This window comes from Maritimimonas sp. 2205BS37-2, from assembly GCF_056591755.1.
On record NZ_JBWQOI010000001.1, the window covers coordinates 1,251,173 to 1,277,671 of the forward strand.

25 protein-coding genes are annotated in these 26,499 nt (G+C 33.2%); 14 read left to right on the top strand and 11 right to left on the bottom strand.

The features are described from left to right. Window positions 1-27: 27 nt before the first annotated feature. Both AC1EUU_RS05970 and AC1EUU_RS05975 read right to left on the bottom strand, forming a co-directional pair. The gene (locus AC1EUU_RS05970; protein WP_480200470.1) at window positions 28-1,323 is read right to left on the bottom strand and encodes an OmpA family protein; all 1,296 of its coding nucleotides are present in this window, start codon (window positions 1,321-1,323) and stop codon (window positions 28-30) included. A gap of 319 nt (window positions 1,324-1,642) precedes the next feature. After that, complete coding sequence (locus AC1EUU_RS05975) at window positions 1,643-2,539, bottom strand: aromatic alcohol reductase (protein WP_480200471.1); 897 nt, start codon at window positions 2,537-2,539, stop codon at window positions 1,643-1,645. Window positions 2,540-2,681: 142 nt separating this feature from the next. Between AC1EUU_RS05975 and AC1EUU_RS05980 the strand changes: the two genes are divergently transcribed. Beyond that, window positions 2,682-3,434, top strand: coding sequence for a response regulator transcription factor (locus AC1EUU_RS05980; protein WP_480200472.1), 753 nt, complete (start codon window positions 2,682-2,684; stop codon window positions 3,432-3,434). Window positions 3,435-3,467: 33 nt separating this feature from the next. Here the strand turns inward: AC1EUU_RS05980 and AC1EUU_RS05985 are convergent, their stop codons facing one another. Next, window positions 3,468-4,253 (bottom strand): MBL fold metallo-hydrolase, encoded by a 786-nt coding sequence (locus AC1EUU_RS05985; protein WP_480200473.1) that lies wholly within the window; start codon window positions 4,251-4,253, stop codon window positions 3,468-3,470. 612 nt (window positions 4,254-4,865) lie between these two features. Here AC1EUU_RS05985 and AC1EUU_RS05990 point away from each other — a divergent pair. Beyond that, entirely contained in the window at window positions 4,866-5,534 is a 669-nt protein-coding gene (locus AC1EUU_RS05990) for an HAD family hydrolase (protein WP_480200474.1), read from the top strand. 155 nt (window positions 5,535-5,689) lie between these two features. Next, the gene (locus AC1EUU_RS05995; protein ID WP_480200475.1) at window positions 5,690-6,061 is read left to right on the top strand and encodes a nuclear transport factor 2 family protein; all 372 of its coding nucleotides are present in this window, start codon (window positions 5,690-5,692) and stop codon (window positions 6,059-6,061) included. Window positions 6,062-6,096: 35 nt separating this feature from the next. Here AC1EUU_RS05995 and AC1EUU_RS06000 read toward each other — a convergent pair whose 3' ends face one another. Beyond that, window positions 6,097-6,747: a peptidoglycan DD-metalloendopeptidase family protein gene (locus AC1EUU_RS06000; RefSeq protein ID WP_480200476.1), complete on the bottom strand. Its 651-nt coding sequence runs from the start codon at window positions 6,745-6,747 to the stop codon at window positions 6,097-6,099. 86 nt (window positions 6,748-6,833) lie between these two features. On the opposite strand from AC1EUU_RS06000, the gene AC1EUU_RS06005 reads away from it, so the two are divergent. The 4 genes from AC1EUU_RS06005 (at window position 6,834) to AC1EUU_RS06020 (ending at window position 8,847) form a co-directional block, all read left to right on the top strand. After that, entirely contained in the window at window positions 6,834-7,136 is a 303-nt protein-coding gene (locus AC1EUU_RS06005; RefSeq protein WP_480200477.1) for a hypothetical protein, read from the top strand. Window positions 7,137-7,161: 25 nt separating this feature from the next. Continuing rightward, complete coding sequence (locus AC1EUU_RS06010) at window positions 7,162-7,596, top strand: nuclear transport factor 2 family protein (protein WP_480200478.1); 435 nt, start codon at window positions 7,162-7,164, stop codon at window positions 7,594-7,596. Between the two features lie 80 nt (window positions 7,597-7,676). Then, entirely contained in the window at window positions 7,677-8,105 is a 429-nt protein-coding gene (locus AC1EUU_RS06015; RefSeq protein WP_480200479.1) for a hypothetical protein, read from the top strand. A gap of 4 nt (window positions 8,106-8,109) precedes the next feature. Beyond that, entirely contained in the window at window positions 8,110-8,847 is a 738-nt protein-coding gene (locus tag AC1EUU_RS06020) for a serine aminopeptidase domain-containing protein (protein WP_480200480.1), read from the top strand. Window positions 8,848-8,899: 52 nt separating this feature from the next. On the opposite strand, the gene AC1EUU_RS06025 is transcribed toward AC1EUU_RS06020, so the two are convergent. Then, window positions 8,900-10,171: a UDP-N-acetylmuramoyl-tripeptide--D-alanyl-D-alanine ligase gene (locus AC1EUU_RS06025; protein ID WP_480200481.1), complete on the bottom strand. Its 1,272-nt coding sequence runs from the start codon at window positions 10,169-10,171 to the stop codon at window positions 8,900-8,902. Between the two features lie 71 nt (window positions 10,172-10,242). After that, the gene (gldJ, locus tag AC1EUU_RS06030; protein WP_480200482.1) at window positions 10,243-12,003 is read right to left on the bottom strand and encodes a gliding motility lipoprotein GldJ; all 1,761 of its coding nucleotides are present in this window, start codon (window positions 12,001-12,003) and stop codon (window positions 10,243-10,245) included. Window positions 12,004-12,171: 168 nt separating this feature from the next. On the opposite strand from gldJ, the gene porU reads away from it, so the two are divergent. From porU to AC1EUU_RS06055, 5 genes are all read left to right on the top strand, one after another. Next, complete coding sequence (gene porU, locus AC1EUU_RS06035; RefSeq protein ID WP_480200483.1) at window positions 12,172-15,627, top strand: type IX secretion system sortase PorU; 3,456 nt, start codon at window positions 12,172-12,174, stop codon at window positions 15,625-15,627. 35 nt (window positions 15,628-15,662) lie between these two features. Beyond that, window positions 15,663-16,808 carry a type IX secretion system outer membrane channel protein PorV gene (gene porV / locus AC1EUU_RS06040; RefSeq protein WP_480200484.1) on the top strand — a complete coding sequence of 382 codons (1,146 nt, stop codon included), beginning with the start codon at window positions 15,663-15,665 and terminating at the stop codon, window positions 16,806-16,808. Between the two features lie 99 nt (window positions 16,809-16,907). Then, the gene (cdd, locus tag AC1EUU_RS06045; RefSeq protein WP_480200485.1) at window positions 16,908-17,390 is read left to right on the top strand and encodes a cytidine deaminase; all 483 of its coding nucleotides are present in this window, start codon (window positions 16,908-16,910) and stop codon (window positions 17,388-17,390) included. Window positions 17,391-17,395: 5 nt separating this feature from the next. Next, entirely contained in the window at window positions 17,396-17,770 is a 375-nt protein-coding gene (locus AC1EUU_RS06050; RefSeq protein ID WP_480200486.1) for a group III truncated hemoglobin, read from the top strand. A 125-nt stretch (window positions 17,771-17,895) separates the two neighbouring features. After that, window positions 17,896-18,957 carry a 3-oxoacyl-ACP synthase III family protein gene (locus AC1EUU_RS06055; protein WP_480200487.1) on the top strand — a complete coding sequence of 354 codons (1,062 nt, stop codon included), beginning with the start codon at window positions 17,896-17,898 and terminating at the stop codon, window positions 18,955-18,957. 264 nt (window positions 18,958-19,221) lie between these two features. On the opposite strand, the gene pafA is transcribed toward AC1EUU_RS06055, so the two are convergent. Next, window positions 19,222-20,868 (bottom strand): alkaline phosphatase PafA, encoded by a 1,647-nt coding sequence (gene pafA, locus AC1EUU_RS06060; RefSeq protein WP_480200488.1) that lies wholly within the window; start codon window positions 20,866-20,868, stop codon window positions 19,222-19,224. 107 nt (window positions 20,869-20,975) lie between these two features. Between pafA and AC1EUU_RS06065 the strand changes: the two genes are divergently transcribed. Together AC1EUU_RS06065 and AC1EUU_RS06070 are read left to right on the top strand one after the other, a co-directional pair. Further along, on the top strand, window positions 20,976-21,719 hold the full coding sequence (locus AC1EUU_RS06065; protein ID WP_480200489.1) for an MlaE family ABC transporter permease: 744 nt from the start codon (window positions 20,976-20,978) through the stop codon (window positions 21,717-21,719). Continuing rightward, on the top strand, window positions 21,716-22,486 hold the full coding sequence (locus tag AC1EUU_RS06070; RefSeq protein ID WP_480200490.1) for an ABC transporter ATP-binding protein: 771 nt from the start codon (window positions 21,716-21,718) through the stop codon (window positions 22,484-22,486). Before AC1EUU_RS06065 ends, AC1EUU_RS06070 begins: the two co-directional genes overlap by 4 nt. A 1-nt stretch (window position 22,487) precedes the next feature. On the opposite strand, the gene rluF is transcribed toward AC1EUU_RS06070, so the two are convergent. The 4 genes from rluF to AC1EUU_RS06090 all read right to left on the bottom strand — a co-directional run bounded on the left by rluF (window position 22,488) and on the right by AC1EUU_RS06090 (window position 26,498). Continuing rightward, on the bottom strand, window positions 22,488-23,219 hold the full coding sequence (gene rluF / locus AC1EUU_RS06075; RefSeq protein ID WP_480200491.1) for a 23S rRNA pseudouridine(2604) synthase RluF: 732 nt from the start codon (window positions 23,217-23,219) through the stop codon (window positions 22,488-22,490). Between the two features lie 2 nt (window positions 23,220-23,221). Then, window positions 23,222-24,649 (bottom strand): DUF389 domain-containing protein, encoded by a 1,428-nt coding sequence (locus AC1EUU_RS06080; protein ID WP_480200492.1) that lies wholly within the window; start codon window positions 24,647-24,649, stop codon window positions 23,222-23,224. A gap of 123 nt (window positions 24,650-24,772) precedes the next feature. Further along, window positions 24,773-25,849 carry a mannose-1-phosphate guanylyltransferase gene (locus AC1EUU_RS06085; protein ID WP_480200493.1) on the bottom strand — a complete coding sequence of 359 codons (1,077 nt, stop codon included), beginning with the start codon at window positions 25,847-25,849 and terminating at the stop codon, window positions 24,773-24,775. Window positions 25,850-25,910: 61 nt separating this feature from the next. Then, entirely contained in the window at window positions 25,911-26,498 is a 588-nt protein-coding gene (locus AC1EUU_RS06090) for a SprT-like domain-containing protein (protein WP_480200494.1), read from the bottom strand. Between the last annotated feature and the right edge of the window lies 1 nt (window position 26,499).

A 26,499-nucleotide genomic window follows, 5' to 3' on the forward strand; every position in this document is an offset into this window, starting at 1 on the left:
TCTTGTTTTGTTGATACTGCCTCTATTTTAGATTTTCACAAATTCCACCCTCCTATTATTTGCTTTTCCTTCTATGGTAGAATTATCACTAACAGGTTCAGTTTCTCCTTTTCCTTCAGTACGTAATCTGCTTATATCAATTCCAAATTGTGAGGTCAATAGATTCTTTACTGACGTCGCTCTTTGCTCTGAAAGCAATAGATTGTTTTCATTATCACCATCGGCATCAGTATGACCAATAATATTTACATTTAGATCCGTTTCTTGCTGTAGGGCTTCAGCAATTTGTTTTAATACCCCATATGATTCTGGCTTAATCTGGTCAGAACCTGAATTAAATAAGATACCTGTAGTTGAAAACCTACCATTATTTACCAACTGGCTTCGTAAATCAACACCACTTTCTGCTATTTTTAAATTGGTAATGAATAATTGATCTTGTTCATCTCGTAATTGTCTTGGATGTAGCTTAAAAGAAGTGATATTCTCAGGCACTAATCTGGGTATGTCAATCACTTTATTTTCATTAATCCATAGTCTAAGCCTAGCTCCATTAACTGCTATTGAAACATGTAAAAAATCAACAATCGCTGCCCGAATATCTTTTTCAATAGTATTTCTAATGACACGCTCACCATCAATATTGTTTTCAAATGTAAACCCAGTACTAATAAACAGTGCGAGTGGTATTTCAATTTTTACTCTGTTCTTAGCGCGTATAAATGAATTATTGTCCTCTAACCAAATCTCAAATTTTGCCTGTGAGCTCGTTTTCTGGTCTAGCCCATTGGTTACCATATCAAATTCTATGGTATAATTTTCGGGTAGCAGCTTTTGAACATCTGGAACATAAGTTGATTTACCTGAAAGCATCAACCATTTACTGTCATTTATCTCTACCAACTCACCAGTACCATTGGTATTCCATTTTGAAGGAAAGTCACCTATTTCATCTAATGAAAAATCATCATATAATATAATTTCATCACCAGGTATAAAATCAAACTTAACATATGGTTTGAAAGCTTCAGGTACATTTTCATTAACTGGCTTATTCTTTTTAGATTTATTCTTTCGCTTTATTTTAAAAAGCTTGCCTTGATTATTGAATACAGAATCAAATGCTTTTGCAGTTACATCTTCTGTTTTTTCTTCAACTTTTTGCTCAAGAGCACGTGCTGCAGCTTCTTCAGCTCTTTTTTGTAGTTTTTTTAACAGCTGAGCATGTCCGTTTGTTATAAAGATCAATGCAATAATTAATAATGGTAGTTTTATCCGTATTTTGTTTAAATAGTTTCTGTTGTTTCTTTTTGTAAAGTTCATAGCTTCTTTTTTTTGTGAAAAATATTGAATAAAAAGACTAATAAGGAGGTACAAAAACGACTAAAATGTAATTTGATTTGCGAATCCTTAGACAATAACATCCTATAGCACCATTGCATAAGCAATTGCTTTTAAAATATTCTCTATTGATAAGAGCTAATAAATGTTAAATTAGTTTTAACCTAAACAGTCCGTTCGGTTTTAGAGTCTATAGCCCTTAGTTTGTTCCACTAAAATCTTTTTTAAGTTTAATATCTGTCATTTACTTAGGCTTTTATGTACTATACCTATTAAGGTTTATGATGAATGAGAATAGCTCTTAATTAATGAAATTCGTTAAATATGCTTTCAAACTCATCGGTTGAATATCAGGATATCTAGACACTGCATTCAGCACCCCATCTCTTTCTTTATTTGCCTCTCCTTTAATCCACACAGACCGATGCAGTTGAGTGAATATTTTGGTCAACATACTGTCTGATGTATTCGACGAGTTTATGACCTGATCTAATTGACCAGCAGCAACAAATTCTTTTTCCACAGTTTTCCCACTGATGTCCTCCCACAAAGAAATCATCTCATTCTGAGTTGAGCTTGTAGTAGATATTAGGACTTCTTTATTTATTGTTTTTGGGTCTTCAAGAATGGAGGTAGTATATCGCCCAATATCAGACAAGGCTGTCATATGTGCAGATGTATGTCCATCCCCAAAAACCTTTACATGATCTGGCGGGGAAAGGGCTCCAAGTTCACCTAGTCCGGTAGCCCAAAATTCCATAAAACCATTGGTGTAAATAGGAGTGAATCCAATACCTGTTTCTTTAATTTGTTCTTGTACTGCGGCTTTGGCATCAAACAAATCACAAGACCCCTTTTTGGCAACATATGGATCTATACCAAATTCGCTTGGAATAAATCTTTCTACACCAGCATTCTTTGCTGCCTTCGCTAAATGGATTTGATTCAAAATTTGATCTCCTCCTGCACAAGAGATAACAACGTTCTTCTTATGGCAAGCTCTTCTTAAACTGTCATAGTCTTCAAAATTTCCTTCCAAGAGTTCCACGCCTTGATCTTTAAGCGGTTGGGTTTTAGAAATATCTGCTATACTTGTCGACCTTAGTAATGCTGATACCTGATGACCATTTTTAACTAAGGCCTTTACAATATGTGGTCCAAGATTACCCGTAGCACCAACAACTAGAACATTTTTCATAGTAAATGGTTTTATAAATAGTTATTGAGTTCAAAGTTAAGAGACTGAATTTGATTCTGAAATACTCAATAGTGAGTATTTTTTAGAATTAGAGAAAGCTCTAAATTAGCAGATATAAGAAATAAAGTTTTAAATTAGTGATATGAGAAATTCTGACACTAATCAACCATGGAAGAAAGATATAGTTGAATATCATCTTAATCAACCCTATGGTGAGTTGAAGGTACAGCTTGATATTGATGTTATATTGAATAAGTACCATGCGTTTCCAAATGAGGCATTGTATGTTATTGACTGTAAGCAGGCACAATTAGAAGCAATTTCAGAGAATTTCTATAAAATCATTGGAATAGAACGAAAGAATAAAAACGATATATCTTTATTATATGATCATGTAGATGATTCGAATTCTGCTGCTCTTTACCATTGGGTGATGACCAATTTAAAGACATCTTTCCATAAGTCTACAGGTGTACAAATTGAGAAAGATGTATACAAATGTTTGTATAAGACAATTAACGGGAAGGTTTTACTAAAATCTACTACGGGTTTAATCTATGACTCAGCCGGAGCATTGCGTTATACGCTAGGCAAGCTTACTGACTTAACAGGCTTGACCAATTTTCAGCATTTTGATTGTGAATGGGACGGACCTAATAAGGAAAAGTTTTATCAAATGTACAGGTCAGGAAATGGTCAGGAATGCATTTTAACAAATAGAGAGAAAGAAGTTTTGAATTTACTTAGCGAAGGCTTTACAAGTCGGGTTATTGCATCTAAGCTTTTTATTAGTGTTCACACTGTAGATACACATAGAAGAAACATTATTGACAAAATGGAAACTAAAACTGCTATTGAAGCTTATAGAAAATGTAAAAATTTAGGTTGGTTATAAAAATTGCAATAGAATAAGGGGGTTGCTTACATATTATTTTTCGATAACCCATGACCAATTGTTATTTGTTTTGTCTATTCGACCTAACCCGGGAAAATCGAAGTGAAAAGTTTGTACTAGCATCGAATTAGCATAGGCCATACTTAACAATCGTAGCTTTGACTTTTTAGCAAGCTCGTGGTTTAGGTCAACAGTATTCTTCCAATCCAAATGTTCTATATGCAGTGGGTGAAGCCAAGCGTCAGATATATACAATAAATTTTCTTCATTTGAATTGAGATGTACAGCAAGTTGGCCGGGTGTATGACCTGGAATATGAATCAAGTTAATACCTGGAATAATTTCTACCTCCGGCTTATCGATCAATGTTAAATATTGATTCTTAAGTGGGTTCACCTGTTCTAGAACAGTATAATCAAATACTGGAGAGGAACCCATGATGTAATCCTTACGCCAATAGTCCCATTCTGCTTGATGCACTATAATTTCGCTATTTGGAAAAAAACATTTTTTGTCCTCCGAAAACAATCCTCCTACGTGATCAGGATGCAAATGGGTTACTACAATTTTATCTATCTTAGATAGCAATTTGTTTTCAATTAGATCTGGTATTAGGTGCCCATCGAATCTAAATTGATGTCCTTTGAATTCTAATATCTGAGATCGCTTACCCAATCCCGTATCCACCAGTATTTTTTTATCATCCGTTTCAACTAATAAAGCTACATAAGGAGATGGAATCAAACCTTCATTAACACTATATTTTTCAAGAGCTTTAAGGGCCACTTCTGTACTGACATTTTGGAAATAATCTTTCATATGGTAGCTGTATTGAAAATCTTTAAAAAGTGTACATTTGAAATTACCGACTTTAAAGGAATATAAATTTTTCATTCTGTATTTCATTATAATTTAATATTCTTCATATAAATGACCATCTTACCAAATAACGTACAGGTTTAATTATTTCTAGTATACTGTAAGTAATAAGTATTCATAAATATAAGAATAATGTAAGTCAATTAGAACCGTTAAATCAATACACGATTAATTTCGAAAGTGAATTTTAATATTAAATTCCCTTTTAATAAAGCTACTATATTGAAGATAACGTAATCAAATTTTATTAATATTGCCTATAAAATCGTAAAGGATTATATAAAGTATCATTATTTTGCGTCTCATTTACACCTCAATAGGCTGTAAGCCCAGTAAAATAAAATATTGTTACTTTTTGTATTGGAAAATAATTTCAGCTAATTACATAAAATCATTTAATCTCATTCTTCTTATCCATATAATCTTGTCATAAAATAAGAACGTATTTGTCTTTATAAAGCTTTTCCTTTTTTGAGAATCTGTTAGATTTGTAGATATTAAATAGATGTACTTATATATATACGATAATAACAATAGTTACTAAAAGAGCAAATGAACTTAATTGTATTTGACATAGACGATACGCTGACGAAAAGTGAATACCAACATCAATTGGCTTATGTAAATACGATGAAGGAATTCGGAATTACAAAAATCAACCAAAATTGGAAAGAGTATAAGCATCATACCGATAGTTATATTTTAAAAGAGAACTATGAAAAGAATCTTTTGAGAAAGTTTGATTTTTCATTCATTGAAGGTTTTGAAAATCGAATGACGGAATTAATTCTTTCCTTAAAGGAAGTTACTGAAGTCAAGGGCGCTAAAAACATCATAGATTTTTTTATTGATAAAAATGACTACGTTATTTCATTCGCCACAGGTTCACTGTTAAAACCAGCATTCATCAAACTAAAGCAATCAGAAATAAATTATGATGAGAACTTAGTTGTTGGATCTAATGGAATTTATGAAAGAGAAGGAATTGTAAAAATGGCCATTGAAAAAGCGAAAGAATTTCATAAAGTAGAATCATTTAGCAATATAATTTCAGTTGGAGATGGGATTTGGGACTTAAAAACTGCACGAAATTTAGGATTGCACTTTATTGGAATAGGAATGAAAAATTATTCAGATTTTAAAAATGAGAACATTAAAGTGTATATTAAAGATTGGAATGAATTTGACCTAAACCGAACTGAACAAATTTTGGGAATATAGAATACATTTGTTAACAACGTGTATAATTAATTGCGACGGAATTTTACCTCGGAAAATCACTCGCAAAAGAACTATCGCCAGTTTTATTTGTTAAATTAGCTACTAGCTAACAAGCCTAGTTTTTCTTACTAAGCCTACTTATGTTGGTACTAACTATGGGTAAAAAAGAATTAGTAAAAGAATATTTAAATTTTCTTGAACAGGGAAATATTGAGCAGATTATAGAATTATTTGATAAGGATGGAATCGTAGATTCTCCTTTATATGGAATTAAATCTGCTCCAGAGTTTTATCAAGAACTAAATAATGACACCTCTAATTCTAAACTTATTCTAAAAGGAATATTTGAAGATAGTGATTCCAACGATCTAGCACTTTATTTTACTTATAATTGGACATTAAAGAATAATGAAAAAGTAACTTTTGATGTTGTTGATATTGTAGAATTTAATTCTCAAAATAAAATTAAGAAGCTAAAAATCATTTATGACACCGTGCTTGCAAGAGCATTGATCGAACAATTATAAAGTTTAAAATCTACTACGGGTTATTTTATATAGAACTAAGCTAACTTCAATAACCAATCAGGGTTTGGACAATTTTCTTTATAAAAATCTAAATTCTTTTTACTGCTAACGCCAGGATAATCGCCAAATAATCCTTGAATATCTTTAATTAACTGAAAATGTAAATGGGGTGAATAACCGCCATTAACCTCAGACGAACCCAATACTGCAATTGTTTCACCTTGAAACACTTTCTTGCCAATTTCTAAATCTTTCAATGAATCTAAACTTAAGTGTCCATATAACGAATAAAACATTATGTTATTCATATTATGTTGTAAAATAATTGTTGGCCCGTAGTCACCAGAATTCTTATTATCTCGAAAGCTATGAATTTCACCATCAAGTACGGCTAATACGTTTGTTCCCGCAGCACTCCAAAGGTCAATCCCTAAGTGTATTGATCGTTCTTCTACACCGATAAAATTATGCGCCCCGTTATATAAATTTCGCTCTTCAAGATAACCACCATAAGCTACCTGAGCTTTTCTTTCATATAAGTAATTAGAAATATACGCTTCGCATGCTTCAACCAATGAAATATCAATGGCCTTTAAACCTTCATTGTGAATAGATAAATCAATGTTAACGTAGGCATTCAATGGAATGGTTGCATCTAAAACATGCAAGCCTTCTTTAGAAATCATTTTAAGAAATTTTTCAAAGTACATTACTCAATTGTATTAGGTAGCTAAACTAATACTTTGTATTTTTAAGAAAAAATCTAATACAAATGAAAGCGGTACGCGTACAATACACAGTAAAGCCAGAATATGTTGAGCAGAATAAGAAAAATATTAAGGCAGTAATGGAAGCACTAAAGGCTAATCCAATAGAAGGAATGTATTATTCTACTTATCAACTTGAAGATGATGTTACATTTATGCATCTAAATGTAGCGAAAGACGATGAAACGATGAGTAAATTGAATAATGTTGAGGCCTTCGGAAGTTTTAGAATGCAATTAAAAGCAAGCGGCCCTGTTCATCCTCCGAAAGCTGAAAAACTTGAGTTCGTTGGTGCTGGATGGCTATAACATTTATCAAAAATCTTAAAAATTTATGAATCAGTTTTCAGAAAGAGAACAGGTTATTGAAACCGTTAATAAGTTATTTATATATACAGATCATATGAACTGGGATAAGCTTCAAAATGAAGTTTTTGCCAAGTTTGTTAATTTAGATATGACCTCTATGGGTGGTGAAGCCAGAGAATTATTAGCTCATGAAATTTGTGAAAATTGGCAACAAGGATTTAAAGATCTTGATGCCGTTAATCACCTTTCAGGAAATCATTTAGTAACTATAAAAGACCATAAAGCTGAAGTTTTCGCTTATGCCACAGCCACTCATTATAAAAAAAATGCGAAACATGGTACTACCCGTAACTTTATTGGAACCTATGATTTCAATCTTGTAAAAAATCCTGAAGGATGGCGTATTACGAAAATGATATACAATTTAAGATATGCAACAGGCAATCTTCAGTTAAAATAGCCATTTTGCTAAAGTCGTGTTAAATTTTTAATTGCCATTCTCTTATTGATTAAATTAGTAACAACTATAAATCAATAAAAATGAGATTATATATTTCTGCTCTGGTTCTAATGATTTCGTTAGCCACTTATTCTCAAAACAATAACAATCCTGAATTAATTCACACAGATCAAAGGATTTCAACTATAGATTTTGTAGAAATTTTAAATAATAATGTAGATGAAGTCTTATACTACTATAATAATAACTGGAAACAATTAAGAATATTAGCATTAGAGAAAAACTACATAAAGTCTTATCAATTATTAAAAACACCTTTAACAAAAGAGAGTAAAGTTGAGATAGTTTTAATCACAACGTATGCAAATAAAGAACAATACGACAAAAGGGAGGAACATTTTCAAGAACTTATTAAAAAAAGAGGAAAACTAAGGTTACTTAACAGCAAAAAACCTAATGAGTTTAGAAGAGTTTTGTTTAATAAAGAGCAGGTACAACATATAAAATAAACAAATGCAAAAGATTATACTCTTATTTTTATTAGCAACGGTGTCTATACTTTCTGCTCAAAACGGAGAAAGTAAAACGATTACGTTTTATGCAAAAGACTCTGTTCAAATAACGGCTGACACCTATTTTATTGATAATGCCAAGGCTACGGTGCTTTTATGCCACCAAGCTGGGTTTAGCCGTGGAGAATATATAAAAACAGCAAAAGAATTGAACGGATTAGGTTTCTCGTGTATGGCGATTGATCAACGCTCTGGTAAAGAAGTAAATAATATTAAGAATCTAACTGCAATAGATGCTAATAAAAAGAGAAGAAATGTAGGGTTTGCCGGAGCTAAACAAGACGTTGAAGCTGCTATTAATTATTTGTATACATATAATAATGAAAAACCAATTATACTAATAGGAAGCTCCTACTCGGCTTCATTGGCCTTGTGGATTGCCGGTGAGCGTAATAAGAAAATTAAAGCGGTAGCCGCGTTCAGTCCGGGAGAATATCTAAAGGGTAAAGACTTAGCTAAGCTTATAAAACCGATAAAAATACCCGTTTTTATTACATCTTCTAAACGTGAAACATCACCGGTTACTAAATTATTACGAAATGTAAAGCCAGAATATGTAATGCACTATAAACCAAAGGAAGTTGGGATTCATGGTTCTCGCGCACTTTGGAACACTACCGATGGATATCAAGGGTACTGGGATGCATTTAAAACGTTTTTAGAAAAGATCGCTAACTAAAATAAGAGCATTCTATTTCCTTTTTTTATTAAAATAAACAAACGACTTAAAATTATAATAAGTCTAGAATACGCTCTAAAGCCATTCCTCGAGAAGCTTTAATAAGTAATGTTGAATCTTTGGTGGTTTGATTTATAAAATAATCTTTAAAATCTTCAAAAGTTTTGTATCGGTAAATATTCGATGAAGAGACATTATAGAAATTTTCACCTACTAAAAAGATCTTGTCAATATTCAAATCCGTGGCTAAATCAGCTATTCTCTGGTGCTCTTCTTTTGCTTCAGTTCCTAATTCGAACATATCACCTAAAATAGCAATTTTATGATCGTCTGTTAAACCAGAAAAGTTCTCAATAGCCGCTTGCATGCTACTAGGATTTGCGTTATATGCATCTAAAATAATCTTGTTCGACCCTTTTTGAATAATTTGAGAACGATTATTAGTCGGTCTATAATTTTCAATTGCTTCCTTAATTTGGGCATCATCAACTTTAAAATAATTACCAATGGTTATAGCAGCAGCGATATTATTAAAATTATAAGACCCTATGAGTTGACTATCAATTTGTTCATCTCTATAAACTACCTTAACAAAAGGGTCTGCATCTACAAATGCTACTTTAACAGCGACACCATTATTACCAAAAGTAGTTTTTTGAATATTGTGAGATTTTTCAACTTGCTTCTTATCATTGGTATTAACAAATACATGTTTATTATTTGCTTTTAAAAATTCATATAGTTCGGTCTTCCCCTGTACTACGCCTTCAAGGCTTCCAAAACCCTCTAAATGCGCTTTACCAAAATTGGTGATATACCCATAATCTGGTTCGGCTATCGTACATAAAAACTCAATCTCTTTTAGATGATTCGCCCCCATTTCAACAATGCCTAATTCTGTTTCAGGAGTCATTGATAATAATGTTAGTGGAACTCCAATATGATTGTTTAAATTTCCTAAGGTAGCGGTTGTATTAAACTTTTTTGACAATACAGTATTGATAAGTTCTTTAGTTGTTGTTTTACCATTGCTTCCTGTTAAAGAAATGATTGGAACTCCAAGTTTTCTTCTATGAAATCTCGCCAAGTCTTGCAGTGTTTTTAATACATTAGACACCAAAATAATCCTTTCATTCGTTTGAAACTTCTTTTCGTCAACCACCGAATAGGAAGCTCCTTTTTCTAATGCTTCTGCCGCAAATTTGTTTCCATTAAAGTTATCGCCCTTTAAGGCAAAGAAGATGCTGTTTTTAGCAATCTTTCTGGTATCTGTTGTTACAAGATACGATTGTGTATATAAATTATAAAGTTCGTTTATATTCATTGGCTAAAAATAGAAAAAAGCTCGATACAATGTACCGAGCTTTTTTAATATTTGGTTGGTGTCTGATTTAATTATTTTACTACAGCCGACTTACGTCTTCGTTTATGGGTCATTGCGCCTAGTTTATCTGTTGCACAACGGAAACCTATAAAGTTCGTTGCCATATACTCTGGTAGATATCTACGTTGCGCAGGATCTAACCAGTACTCTCTATCTCTCCATGACCCACCTTTGTATACTCTAGATTGATCACTAATTAACGTAGTACGCTTTTTTGTATCATATTGCTGTATGATTAATCCACTTTCACCAATCTGACGTGGGTTCTTAGGTGAATTATACATTCTTGGTTTAATCTCTAACTCATCTTCGTCTTGGTAGTATTGCTTTGTTGAAGCAATATCTCCATCTCTATATGCTATATTGTTAGCTTTTTCATAATTAGGTCTCATAAACGCATCACGCTTCGTGATTGGAACATATTTTACACTACCTGGTAAATCTTTTGGTACAATTTTACCATTATCTAATGTATCAAATTCAACATTATTATAATCAACCACAACTACCTTACCTTCTTCATCTATTAATGGTTTCTTAAATACATTCCCTCTAAAGTAGTTAAAGTCATTTGCATCGTTATCAACTATTGGTCTGTAAACATCAGCTACCCATTCAGCAACATTACCCGACATATCATATAATCCAAATGCATTTGGGTCATAAGATTTTACTTTAATTGTGATATCAGCACCATCATTACTCCATCCAGCTAAACCACTGTAATCACCTTTACCTTGTTTAAAGTTTGCCAGTTGATCACCAGCTCTACGTTTTGAACGATCTCTAGTATGACGACCATTCCAGGCATATTTTTTACGACCTCTAATCGTGTTATATTCTCTATTTTCAATATATGCTTTTGCTGCATACTCCCACTCAGCCTCGGTAGGTAATCTAAAACGAGGAGTTAAGATACCATCAGATGTTTTAACATGACGACCTGTAAACTGTCCTTTAGATGATTTACCCGATCTTCTTCTTTCTCTTTTCGAAATTTTATTTCCGTCAGCATCAACTTTTGGAGCTTTATTCTTTTTCTTGCTTTTAGCACGTTTTTGACTATAATCTGGCAATCCTCTATTATAGATTGAAGAATCACCATCAAATAATAAATTAGGATTTGCCAAATAGGTACTTGTATCAAATCTGTTTTTTCCTTCTACTGTAACAGAATCCATTTCAAAAGTAGAATTCAAAACACCTTTATCTATTAATATTTTTTCATTCACGCGATCCGTTCTCCACTTACAGTATTCTGTAGCTTGTAACCAAGATACTCCAACCACAGGATAATCTGCGTACGATGGGTGACGTAAATATGTCTCGGTTAATAACTCATTAAATCCTAAAGCATCTCTCCACACCAAAGTATCGGGTAAGGCCGCTTGATAGATTTTTCTATAGTTATCATCACTTGGAGGGAATACCTTTTCTAAATATTGTAAATAAAATAAATATTCAAGATTAGTTACCTCAGCCTGATCCATATAGAACGAACGAATTTGTTGTTTAGTAGGAGTTGTGTTCCAATCAAACATCACATCGTCTTGTACTCTACCCATGGTGAATGTACCACCTTCAATAAGTACCATTCCTGGAGGCGTTTTTTGCCCTTGATAATTGGTGTTAGCTGTAAATCCTCCGTACGTAGGATCATTAAAGTTCCAACCTGTTAGTTCAGAAGATGTTCTACCTTTTCTACCGCAACTAATCAAAAGACCTGCAGCGAGAACAGCTAAGAAAACTTTTTTACCTATAAACCTTTTCATATTTACTTTAATATTTAATTTAGGGGTTTTGAAGTCCTGTTTATTTATTTGATTCAACTTGGCGTAAAATGCCTTTGATGCATGTATAACGATTGTTTTTTTTCTTTATTATGTGTATCGTTGCAAAATATTAAAATAACTCATTTTTGACTTCGTTTAAATTATATGATGTTAAAATCCTTAAAATACGTAGTAGTTCTAGTATTTATTTGTTGTTCTTTTATAGAGGCTCAGCAAGCACAAACCATATTTACCAAATCTTCTACAGTAAAAAACTCGGTGCTTTCAAGTGGTACTTGGTATAAGTTTTCTGTTGATACAACCGGTGTTGTAAGAATAGATAGAGCTTTTTTGCAAAATCTTGGAGTCAATGTTAATGAACTCAATCCAAAAGACATTAGGATTTTTGGAAACGGCGGGCGCTTACTACCTATGCTTAACAGTGATTTTCGGTATGATGGATTACAAGAAAATGCCATTTATGTTGAAGGTGAAGATGATAATAGCTTCGATACAAATGATTTTATTCTTTTCTATGCGCGAGGTCCGCATGGTTGGACGCCAAATACAACACAACCTGAATTAACACGCCATGAAAACAATATTTATAGTGAAAAGGCCTATTATTTTTTAAGCGTTGATAATGGAGTTGGAAAACGCCTAACAACCGCGCCTGATATTAATGGCACTGCTAATCTGCAAGTCACCACTTTTAATGATTATCTTGTGCATGAAGAAGATGAAGTAAATTTATTCTCAAATGGTCAACAATGGTTTGGGCAAAATTTAAGTTTTGAAAATACAACGCTTGTTAACTTTACTTTTAGCAATATTGATACTAGCAAAGATATTTATGTGCGAGTTCGAGGTGTTATTGAATCGTTCACGCCAACCTCCATGCGTATTAGAGTAAATGGTCAAGATCTAACAACAATCAATTTTCCAGCTATTTCTACATCGATTAATAACCTAACACTTGCTATTCCAAGAGAAGCAATAGATGCAATTAGGGTATCAAGTGAACAAATAGCAGTAGAAATAACCTATAATAATAATGGAAACCCTTCGGCGAAAGCTCATTTAGACTATGTTGAAGTTATTGGTGAGAAAAACTTAATAGCAAACAATAAGCAATACTCTTTTAGAAATTTTGAAGCCTCAAATCAACCTTTTACCTCAATTATTGAATATTCAATTCAAAATGCGAATTTAATTAATAGCGTATGGGATGTATCCGACCCTATCACCCCACTAATTATCACAAATCAGTCTGGAGGAACAAATTTTAGTTTTAAGGCTACAGGTGGAGCATTAAAAGAATACGTTGTATTAAGCAATAATGACTATATAATCCCCGAAATACCCATAGACAATACGGTTATCAATCAGAACTTACACGCGCTACAAGATGTTGATTATGTAATTGTTACTCAGAATTATTTAATGGGGGAAGCTGAAAAACTTGCACAATACCACAGGGTTAATTCCAACTTAGATGTACGCGTAATAGAGCTACAGCAAATCTATAATGAATTCGCGTCGGGCTCTCCAGATCTCACCGCTATACGTGATTTCATAAGGCATTTATACATTAATGCCACAACTCAAGAAAATCGAATTAAGTACGTTTGCTTGTTTGGGGATGCTACTTTTGATTTTAAAGATCGAATCGGCAGCAATAATAATATTGTTCCTGCATTTCAATCTTTTGAAAGTTTTGATCTTGCCCGTTCTTATGTAACCGATGATTATTACGGTATGATGGACCTTAATGAAGGCACTTTAGTTGTCACCGATCAACAAGATGTAGCCACAGGAAGGTTTCCGGTATCTACAATCACTGAAGCCAAACAAGCAGTAGATAAAACCTTATCTTATTATGCAACTACTTCGTTTGGAGATTGGCGAAATAAAATAGCGGTAATTGCCGATGACCCCGATACAGCCGGAGAATTTGTTCTACAACAAACCGTAGAACGAATTGCTGATGATATAGCAGCTAATAAACCAGAGTTTAATATTGTTAAAGTCTATTCGGACGCTTTTGTGCAACAAACATCTTCTGGAGGAGAACGATATCCTGATGTTGAAGAGGCTATTAACAATGCTATTGAAACCGGATCGCTTGTGGTAGATTATTTTGGGCATGGAGGTGAAGATGGTTGGGCAAGTGAACGAATACTGGAAGTCGATCAAATAAGAGACTGGCGCAATCCGAATACATTGCCCTTAATGATTACTGTTACTTGTGAATTTTCAAGATTTGATAATCCTATTAGACCAACAGCTGGCGAATTTGTCTTTCTAAATCCAAGTGGTGGTGCTACAAGCATGATAACCACTACGAGAGAAATTTTTATTTCAGTTGGGCAACGATTTAATGAAGTATTGGTACGTAAATTATTCGCTTTTAACAATGAAGATTATACCATTGCTCAAGCTCTAATGGAAATGAAAAACGACCCATTGTCGCCAAGAACCAGCCAACGATTATTCGTATATTTTTTAGGAGATCCAGCAATGAAATTGGCACAGCCTAGGCCAAATATTAAGATCACTAAAATGAATGACGTTGATGTAACTCAATCATTAGATACCCTAAAGGCCTTATCTAGAGTAACTTTAGAAGGTATTGTAACAGATGCGTCTGATAATCTACTAAATTCATTTAATGGAACACTTTCAGCAACGATTTTTGATAAATCTGTAGATCGAACTACACTTGACAATGACAATTTTGGTAGAACCCTAACTTTTGATGCCATAGAAAGTAAAATTTTTAGAGGCCAAGCATCTGTTACTAATGGAACGTTTAAATTCGACTTTATCGTTCCAAGAGATATTCGTGTTGCTTTTGGTAAGGCTAAAATTAGTATGTATGCTGATAACCAACAATTAGATAAGTCTGGTTTTAATACAGATGTTATTATTGGTGGAATTAATGAGAATGCTCCAGAAGATACTACTGGCCCTACCATTCAACTCTTCATGAATGATGAGTCTTTTGTAGATGGCGGAAACACCAACGAATCGCCATTTTTAATAGCTAGTTTAGAGGATGCCTCAGGTATTAATACTTCTATTACTGCTGTTGATCATGATATTATTGCTATTTTAGATGGTGATCGGGCAAATCCGTTTATATTAAACGACTTCTATCAGACTGAATTAGATGACTTTACAAAAGGAAAAGTAAAGTTTCCTTTTAGAAATTTAGAAGCTGGAACACATACAATAGAATTTAAATGTTGGGATACATACAATAATCCCTCAGAAGCTACGTTAAGTTTTGTTGTAGTAGATGATAGAGACTTGGTATTGGATAATGTTTTAAATTATCCAAATCCAATGATCAACTATACACAATTTTGGTTTAATCATAATAAACCCAATGAACCCCTTGAAGTTCAAGTTCAAATTTTCACAGTATCAGGTAAATTAATTAAAACGATTAATCAAACTGTGCAAACTGAAGGAAATTTAGCAAGATCAATTTCATGGGATGGTTTAGATGATTTTGGCAATAAAATAGGTAAGGGAGTTTATGTTTATAAACTAAATGTACGCTCAACTCTTTCGAATGCCAAGGCCAAAAAATTTGAAAAATTAGTAATATTACAGTAAATTCCTTTTTTATTAAATAATTGACTCTCATTTTCATGAAAAAAATAACTTTATTTTTATTAGCAGCCTCTACTTTATTATCTTTTTCGAAAGTAATCGCTCAAGAGGACAATCCAATAACAACTGCTGCACCCTTTCTGTTAATTGTGCCGGATGCGAGAGCTGGTGGTATGGGTGACATAGGTGTGGCTACCAAACCAGATGCAAATTCTCAACATCATAATCCGGCAAAATATGCTTTTCAAGAATCTCAATTTTCTATCGGAGCTAATTATACACCATGGTTACGTAATTTAACGAATGATGTATTTATTAGTAGTGTAACTTTTTCAAATAGAATTAATGAAGGCAGTGCTTGGGGAGCCAGTTTAAAATACTTTTCTCTAGGTACTATTGATTTAACAAATTTTGAAGGGCAAGGTATTGGCTCTGAAAACCCAAATGAATTAGCTCTTGATCTTTCGTATGCATTGAAATTAAGCGAAGAATATTCAATGGCAGTAGCACTACGCTATATTCGCTCAGATTATGCGTTAAATGTTGAAAATTCTAATATTAATACAGTAAATACGTTTGCAGTAGATGTTGCCGGTTATTACCAAAGTGAAGAAAAAAACTATGGCAGCTTCAATGGTAAATGGCGTGGTGGATTTAATATTTCTAACATAGGCCCTAAAGTTACCTTAACAGATGGAGGACAAGAAAATTTTATCCCTACAAACCTTAAATTGGGTGGTGGATTTGATTTCATTTTAGATGACTTTAATACCATTTCTACAAATCTTGAGTTTAATAAATTATTGGTACCTACACCTAGCGAATCTATTAATGGAGATGGGCAACCACCATATAGACAAGAAGATGTTGGATTCTTAGGTGGTATCTTCCAATCGTTTGGTGATGCTCCTGGTGGATTTAGCGAAGAAATAAAAGAATTTACTTGGGCCTTAGGTGCAGAGTATTTATATGATAATACATTTGCTTTTAGAGCAGGGTACTTTAATGAAAGTGAAGAAAAAGGTCAACGTAAATATTTTACTTTAGGTGCTGGTTTTAGATTTAATGCAATTGAATTAAACTTATCATATCTTCTAAACTCATCTGACGTAAATAACCCTCTTGAGAATACTTTGAGATTCTCTTTAGCATTTAACTTTGGTGATGTTTATGAAGATTATTAAAATATAACATTATATAATAACACATTAAGAAATAATCATTTTGGCTAGTCGCTAAAATGATTATTTTTTTGCCTATATTTAAAATTCCTATTTAGCTAAATGAAAAAAATAGCAATTACATCAGAGTTTGTGGTTTATGATGATTTAACTCAATTATCAAAAGATGATCAACATTTAATGAAGCAAGCTATTGACGTTCGAAAAAAAGCATATGCTCCCTATTCAAATTTTAGTGTTGGAGCTGCTATTTTGTTAGATAATCAGCAAGTTATTTTAGGTAATAATCAAGAAAATGCAGCTTACCCATCGGGCTTGTGTGCAGAAAGAGTTGCTATTTACAATGCAGGAGCTAATTATCCGGATAATTCTATCTTAAAAATTGCCATTTCGGCAAGCTCATTATCTAAACAAGTTGATAAACCTGTAGCTCCATGCGGGGCCTGTAGACAGACAATTGCCGAATACGAGGTAAAACAAGAGCAACCTATAACCATATTATTTATGGGCGAAACTGGAAAGGTGGTACAAACAGAGTCGCTTGAAAACTTACTCCCTCTTGGTTTTGATAAATCTTTCTTATAAAGAAGATGAAAAAAGATATCGCTAACAGAGCAGATATTGAGTTGTTTGTTCATAAGTTTTATCAAAAGCTTCTAAATGACCATAAATTAAAGCATTTCTTTGATCATATTACAAAAGAAGAACAGCTCGATTCGCATTTAAAAACAATTTCAAATTTCTGGGAAGATATTCTCTTTCTAACTACAAACTATACAAATAATGCAATGAAACCACATCTGGTTTTAAATCAAACGCTCCCTTTTCAAGAAGAACATTTTAACAGATGGCTCTTACACTTTAATACCACTATAGATGATTATTTTATAGGAGAAAAGGCAATTCTTGCTAAAAATAGAGCTTTATCTATTGCTACTATTATGCGAATCAAATTGAATAATTGACATTAATCACTTATTTAAATTATCATATTCGTAAAAATTACCATTTTTCAGCAAAGTAATTAAATGAAAATCACGTCTTTCATGTAAAATATACTAGCTTCGCTGCTCAACTAAAAACTACCCAAATGAATTCTGTCATTACCGGTACAGGCAGCTACATACCTAAGATTATTAAGACGAATGCTGATTTTAATAATGAACGTTTTTATAGTGATAAGAGTGAACCTTTTGAAACCAAAAATAACGTCATCATTGAAAAATTTAAGGCAATCACCGGTATAGAAGAACGTCGTTATGTTACCGATAATATGCAGGCCAGTGATATTGCCGCCATAGCTGCTCAAAAAGCCATTGATGACGCAAATATTGATCCTGAAGAGTTAGATTACATCATCTTAGCACAGAATTTTGGTGATATAAAGAAGGGGACCATACAAACAGACATTTTACCAAGCTTAGCTGCCCGAGTAAAACATTTGTTAAAAATAAAGAACCCAAATTGCGTCGCTTATGATATCATTTTTGGGTGTCCAGGTTGGGTAGAAGGAATGATTCAAGCACATACATTTATTCAAGCTGGTCAGGCAAAAAAGTGCCTCGTTATGGGTGCCGAAACCTTGTCAAGAGTTTTAGATATGCATGACAGAGACTCTATGATTTATTCTGACGGAGCCGGAGCATGTATTATAGAATATAGCGAAAATGGTAAATCTGGTGTTATGAGTCATGCCACTCAATCGCACACTTATGAAGAAGCGAATTATTTATTTATGGGTAAATCCAATATCCCAGATACTGATCCTAAAGTACGATATATTAAAATGCATGGTCGAAAAATTTATGAATATGCATTGAATAATGTTCCGCAAGCTATGAAAGCAGCATTAGATAAAAGTGGTGTTTCCATTAATGATGTAAAGAAAGTATTTATACATCAAGCTAACGAAAAAATGGATGAGGCTATTATAAAACGTTTTTTTAGATTGTATAAGACCCCTACTCCAGAACACGTAATGCCAATGAGCATTCATAAACTAGGTAATAGTTCTGTTGCCACAGTACCTACGCTACTTGATTTAGTAGTGAAAGGACAATTAGAAAACCATGAAGTAAAAAGGGGTGATGTAATAATCTTAGCTTCGGTTGGTGCAGGTATGAATATCAATGCCATCGTATACAAATACTAACAATAAAAGCAATATTTATTACTAGAAACACTCTAAAACTTAAAAAGACTTTATATAATTAGATTTAACCTCCAGAGCCATAGGAGGTTTTTTTATACTAAACTTTAAATAGTGCCGTTATAAGTTATTGTTAACCAATCTTGATGATGATGACGAATAAAATAATTTTATCACTTTTATTGTTTGCCTTTCTTCTTGTATTGCAAATCATCAATTCTGAGAAGAAGAAGAGAAAAATAGTTCATAAGCGAAAAGCTGATAAACTTATTGATCAAGAGCTTCATGAATAACATCTCCCGTAACTCCATTAGGGAAACTTATCTTTAATAAATTTGATAATGTAGGTGCTATGTCTATAATGGGTACGTATCTCTTTAAACTCCCTTGTTTTATCCCTTTACCGTAAAAAATTATCGGCACATGTGTATCATAACTATATCCCGATCCATGGGTAGTCCCGGTTCTTTTTCTAATAATGTAAGCGGGGTTTGGAATAACCAAAACATCTCCGGAAAATTTCTGATTATATCCGTTTTGGAGTAGCTCTAAAATTCCAGAGTCAAAATTTGTGTTCTGTAAGGTCTTCGCTGTCACCACTTTATAAACACCTTCAAAGTGTATAGCATGATCTGCTATTTGTTCACTCACTATAGCCGGGTTCAAGTTTAAATTTTTAAGTTCTGACTGATTCAAAAAAACTTGGTAGTTAGAGATGTTTTCTACCAATTCTTCTGAATTAAATCTTTCTTTGGTAAATGCATTTAAATAGGCTCGAAAACCACTGGAATTAAAATAACCTCCCGGAGCTTTTAGTGATTCGAGATATGAGGGCACCTGTACTGCAGCATGGTCTGCGGTTAAGAAGAGCGTATAATTGTCTTTACCTACATGTTCGTCTAAAAAATTAAGAAAGGATGCCAGGTCTTGATCTAACCGTAAATAGGTGTCTTGTGTTTCAATAGCATCTACGCCAAAACGGTGACCAACGTAATCGGTGCTAGAAAAGCTGACCGCAAGAAAATCCGTATACTCATCTTTCCCCAGTGATTCGCCTAAAATGGCAGCTTTGGCAAAGTCAGCGGTAAAACTATTACCAAAAGGAGTTTCTCTAACAAGGCCACTTCCTTCATTTTTCTTCTTAAGTTTTGGTAAATTATGAGGAAAAACGGGTGCCTTTTCTCCATTAAATGGTTCTTCATACTCATTATCATCAGCGATACTCTCTGTATAAGTACTAATATCATAAAGTGTATTCCAAGGTTTAAAAAGATACATATTTGCCTTATCTAATGCATTAAATTGTTGTACCCATTCTGGTAGTTCATCCATATAAAAAGAACTGGTAATCCATTTTCCTTCTTTACCTCCATCAAACCAATACGCTGCATTTGCAATATGACCAGCAGGTAATATTGATGATCTGTCTTTAATAGCCACTCCAATGGTTTTCCCTCTCATGTTTTGGCCAAGACGAAGCTCATCGGTTACTGTTGTAACTTGCATTCGATAAGGAGATTTTTCACCTTTATCAGACTTTTCACCTATTGTTTTATAATTACTGTCATCAACACAGTAAATTGATTTCTTTAGATATTTATCAAACCACCAGTTACCAATTATACCATGATTTTGCGGTATTGTTCCAGTATATATTGAAGCATGCCCAACCGCTGTATACGTTGGTATATAATTATAATGAGCATTTTCAAGATTAAAGCCATTATTCATTAGTCTTTTAAAACCTCCTTCTCCATATTTGTCATAAAACCTTGTTAGATAATCGTAACGCATTTGATCTACAACAATGCCCACAACCAGCTTAGGTCTTTGTTCCATTAAGCTTTTATCTGTTTGAGCATAAAAATTTATGGAGGTAAAAACGATCAAAAAAAGAAGAGCAATCTTGTGCATGAAATTTTAATTTAATATTTATCAAAAGTAGTTCATTTTATAGATAAAACCCTATTTTTGAAAAAACATAACATTATTTTAATACCCTTCAAATTTTCTATTAGTTAATGAATTACATCGAACATATTGGTAAGTATTTTAAAATGCTCAATGATGTATTTAAAAGGCCTTTAAAAGGGTCTGTATTTAGAGAATTAATCTTTAAAGAAATTGAAGATTTAGGCATAAGTTCTATAGGTATTGTGGCATTCATCTCGTTCTTCGTAGGTGGTGTGGTTGTTATTCAAACCGCGTTGAATTTGGAAAATCCATTAACACCAAAATATCTTATTGGATTTGCCTCAAGAGAGTCTTTACTTTTAGAATTTTCGCCAACCTTGATCTCTATTATTCTTGCCGGAAAAGTAGGTTCATTCATTACATCAAGTATTGGAACCATGCGTGTTACAGAGCAAATAGATGCATTAGAAGTAATGGGTATTAATTCTTTAAATCATTTGGTATTACCAAAGATCATAGCTACCGTTTTCTTTTATCCATTTATTATTATAATTAGTATTTTTTTGGGCATTGTTGGTGGTTGGTCTGCAGGATATATTACCGGACTCGTAACATCAAATGAATATATTGAGGGAATTCGATTTGGATTCATTCCATTTCATTTCACTTATTCCATAATTAAAACTTGTGTTTTTGCATTCGTTATTGCCACCGTACCTGCATATCATGGCTTTTATGTTAATGGAGGTGCCATAGAAGTTGGTAAGGCAAGTACACGTGCTGTAGTATGGACGAGTATCGTAATTATAGTATTGAACTATTTTCTAACTCAAATGATTCTTGGTAAATGATTGAAGTAAGAGATATATATAAAGAATTTAGTGGCACCCCAGTATTAAAAGGCATTAATGCCACCTTTGAAAATGGTAAAACGAGTTTAGTAATTGGCCAGAGTGGATCGGGTAAAACTGTTTTCCTAAAATGTATGCTTGGTTTATTTACTCCTGAAAAAGGTGATATTCTCTATGATGGTGTGAGTTATACCGATATGAATGAAGATAATAAAAGAGATCTCAGAAAAGATATCGGCATGGTCTTTCAAGGTAGTGCCTTATTTGATTCTTCAACGGTAGAAGATAATGTAATGTTTCCCTTAAAGATGTTTACGAAACAATCGCAAAGTGAAATGTTAGAGCGGGTTAATTTTGTATTGAAACGTGTTAATTTAGAAGGATCTAATAACAAATATCCCGCTGAGCTTTCAGGTGGTATGCAAAAGCGTGTTGCAATTGCCAGAGCCATTGTGATGAATCCGAAGTATTTATTTTGTGATGAACCTAATTCTGGACTTGACCCCAAAACAGCTATTGTAATAGACAACCTTATTCAAGAGATTACTAAAGAATATAATATTACCACCATTATAAATTCACATGATATGAATTCGGTAATGGAAATTGGAGAGAAAATCATCTTTTTAAAAGACGGCGTTAAAGAATGGGATGGTCATAGCGGGCTTGTTTTTAAAACTGATAATTCGGCATTAACTGATTTTGTATATTCTTCTAACCTATTCAAAAAAGTTCGAGAGGCCCAATTAAAAGAAGGCGAACGATAGTCTATTCGTGTAATTTTGAAGAATCAGACACAAGCCTATTCAATTCTTTCAACTCATTATTTGTAAAATAACGCCATTTGCCTACAGGAGTATCTAACGAAATATTCATTATTCTTATCCGCTTCAGTTTAGTAACTCTATAACCTAAATATTCGCTCATGCGACGTATTTGTCGATTTAAGCCCTGCGTTAGAATAATCTTAAATTTACGCTTAGCGATTTGTTCAACATAACATTTACGAGTTACCGTATCGAGAATAGGCACTCCATTACGCATTCTTTCAACAAATTCTTCGGTAATTGGTTTATCTACGGTGACTATATATTCTTTCTCATGATTATTTCTTGCACGAAGTATTTTATTAACGATATCACCATCATTGGTTAGAAAGATCAAACCTTCACTTGGTTTATCTAGTCTACCAATTGGAAAGATCCGTTTTGGGTAATCAATATAGTCTATAATATTATCTTTTTCAACGCGGGTATCTGTTGTACAAACAATACCTCGGGGTTTATTAAATGCTAGATAAACAGGCTTTTCTCTTGATTCAGTAACGAGTTTACCGTCTACCCTTACTTCGTCATCAGGGGCAATTTTTGTTCCTAGTTCAGGAATTTTTCCATTGATGGTTACTCTGCCTTCATCAATAAGTCTATCGGCTGCTCTTCTAGAACAATAACCAACTTCGGTTAGATACTTATTTATACGTTTTAAAGATGGTTCTTTCATTTTTAATTGCTAACTCGCAAAGTATCTAGTTTTAATCGTGTTTTTAACCAATTTCTTAATTGGGGTTCTTGCGCTCTTACGGTTCTCCTAGGTATAGAATCATACCAATTAAACTGAAATACACGAATAGTATCAATAGCCTTAAAATTGGTTCTTATTTTATCTGAATATGACAATTCCTCTAAAGCAGAAAATAAAACTCTTGCCTCTTCCCCTACTTGATATAACGGAACACTACTTTCACTTATACGTGCTAATTGTTGCTCTAACAAACGAATTTTTTCATCTTTTTCTTTAATCGTTTCGTCTCGTGTGGTAATGATTTTTTGATTTTGAGAATATAAATCTTGAAGATCTTGTACCTGTTGCCTAATCTCAGAATCATCTCCTTGTTGAATAACCAATTCAGCATTTGTTAAACCCATTTCTTGCATCTTGATCTTCCATCCATCTATTTCAGATTGTGGCCTCATGCTTCCAAGTAACGGTAACGTTATTGTTTTATTTAGATAATTTACATTCTCTTTATCCTCACCTAATATAGCCACACCCCCATCTTTTAGCTCTTCAATGAAATTATGTGCCAATTGCTTGAACTGATTCTCTTTAAAAAGGTTGTAGAATGAATAAATACTACCCGAAAAAATAATAAAAGCAATTACTGATGCAAAACGCGCAATGGTTTTTCGTCTGGCTGAATTAATGTATTTCACCATAGGGAATCGCAAGTACTTTACGATCAAAAAAGTGGCCAGTGCTATAAAAATTGTATTAATCGTAAATAAGAACATTGCTCCGAAGAAGAATTTTAAATTCCCGGTTCCTAATCCATAACCCGCGGTGCATAGAGGTGGCATTAAGGCAGTAGCAATAGCAACACCTGCAACGGTATTGGTTTGAGGTGAAGGGCGACTAATCGCCACAATTAAAGCTAAACCACCTGCCAGCGCAATAAATACATCACGAACATCTGGACGCGTTCTAGCTAATATTTCTGGTGTTGCTTCTTGAAATAATGGAATTAAAAAGAAAAGAAAAGAAGTTAATAAACTCAAACCGATCATCACACCTAAATTCACCAAAGACTTTCGTAGTGTATCAATGTCATTAATTCCAATAGACATTCCAACACCTAAAATAGGCCCCATTAACGGAGAAATAAGCATGGCACCGATTACAACAGCTGTTGAATTTGCATTAAGACCAATGGAAGCTATGGTAATAGAAAAAACCAAAATCCAAGCCGTATGCCCTTGCATTGAGATATTGTCTTTTATTTCTTGTATGGTACCTTCTTTATCGGTTCCAAGACGTATATCAAGTAGGTCTTTTAAAAAGTGTTTTATACTACCTAAGAAGCCGGTAAATTCTTTCTTTACTTCTTCTTTTTTTACTTCTAATTCAACCTCTACTTTTTTATCTTCATCCATAGTTTTTGCTGGTTTCTAAACTTTTAAATTTAATATTTTAAAATTTAATCGGATTAGATGCATTTTATTTAGAAAACTTAACCGCTAAAATTTAGGGTATTTCATTTTTAGATCAATTACAAATTATACCAAATCGTCACCAAAAGTATCTCTTACTTTAGCTACTATTTTTTTAATATGCTGCTCTTCTTTTTTAGGGCAAATTAGTAAGACATCTTCTTTTTCAACAATGATGAAATCGTCTAAGCCCTGAATCACAACTTTTTTCCCTTTCGAAGTACGTACCATATTACCCGTTGCATTAACAAAAATAGACTCAGCATTTACTTCTGCATTTTTAGTAGTGTCTTTAGGTAATTTTTCATAGAGTGAGCTCCAGGTTCCTAAATCATTCCATCCAAAATCGACTGGCAACACATAGATATTATTTGCACTTTGCATAACACCATAATCGATCGATATGTTCTCGGCATTCTTATAATTAGAATTGATAAAATCATCTTCAAATTCGGTGTTATATACGTTATTACCTTCACAAAACAACGAATACATTTCTGGTAGGTAATTTTTAAATGCATTCAGAATACTTTTGGCGCTCCATAAGAAGATACCAGCATTCCAAAGATATTCTCCACTCTCATAAAACCTCGTGGCTGTTTCAACATCGGGTTTTTCAGTAAATTTCTTTACTTTTTTTATTTCAGAATTAGTCTGTTCAAAATTTATATACCCATATCCAGTGTTAGCATATGAGGGCTGGATGCCTAAGGTCATTAAAATATCTTGTTCTGCGCATGCTTTAAATGAGGTTTCAATATTTTTAACAAACTCATCTTCATCTTCAATCCAATGATCAGATGGAGCAACGATCATTACTGCATCTGGATTGTCTTGATAAATTTTCAATGCTGAATATAGAATACAAGGTGCCGTATTTCTCATCGTAGGTTCAAGCACCAACTGCTGCTCTGTTAGTTCGGGTAATTGTTCAAGAACTAATTTTTTATATCGTTGATTGGTAGATATTAGTATATTGTTACCCGGTATCAACTTTGTTAGCCTTTGAAAAGTCTTTTGCAATAAAGAATCTCCTGTCCCTAACATATCGTGAAATTGTTTCGGATAGTCTTGAGTACTTACCGGCCAAAAGCGCGAGCCAACTCCACCCGCCATAATTACGGCATAATAGTTTTCTTTCATATATATCCCTTTATGGGTATGTTTTAATTAATAGAATTCCCTTCAAGGAACGAAAAATATTTTACATCAATTCAACTTCGGCATTTTGATGAAATAAATACGTTTTACCAGAACTTATTTCAATACATCCATATCGTGTTCGACGTTTTGCTCCTTTTATATAAACACGTTTGTTGTAAATAAACTTGCTTTCTAAAGGGAGTTCAAAGATAAAATTCTTTCCGTTTCTGGCATCATATTGTTTTAAAGCTAATGAAAGTTTAACGTCACTATCCGTACTAGCCTTAGGGTTTTTAAAATAATTGGCCAAAAATGGAAGTAAATTGTTAGGGTACACTTCTGGATTTATAAAAGGCAGCATTAAATATCTAAAGGTATGCTTCCACTCTTTTCCATGTGGCTGTACCCGTCCATATTTTTGAAAGGTAACTAAATGAGCTATTTCGTGAATTAAGGTCAGCAAAAATCGATATGAATTGAGATCATTATTAATTGTAATTTGCAACTTACCATCTTTTAGACGCCTAAAATCACCATGTTTCGTTTTGCGATTATTTACGATTTTCAGCAGGCAAGGGTACTCATCTAGTAAATCAACAACCTTATCAATTGCATTTTCCGGAATATATTTTTGCAAAACTTCTCTCATT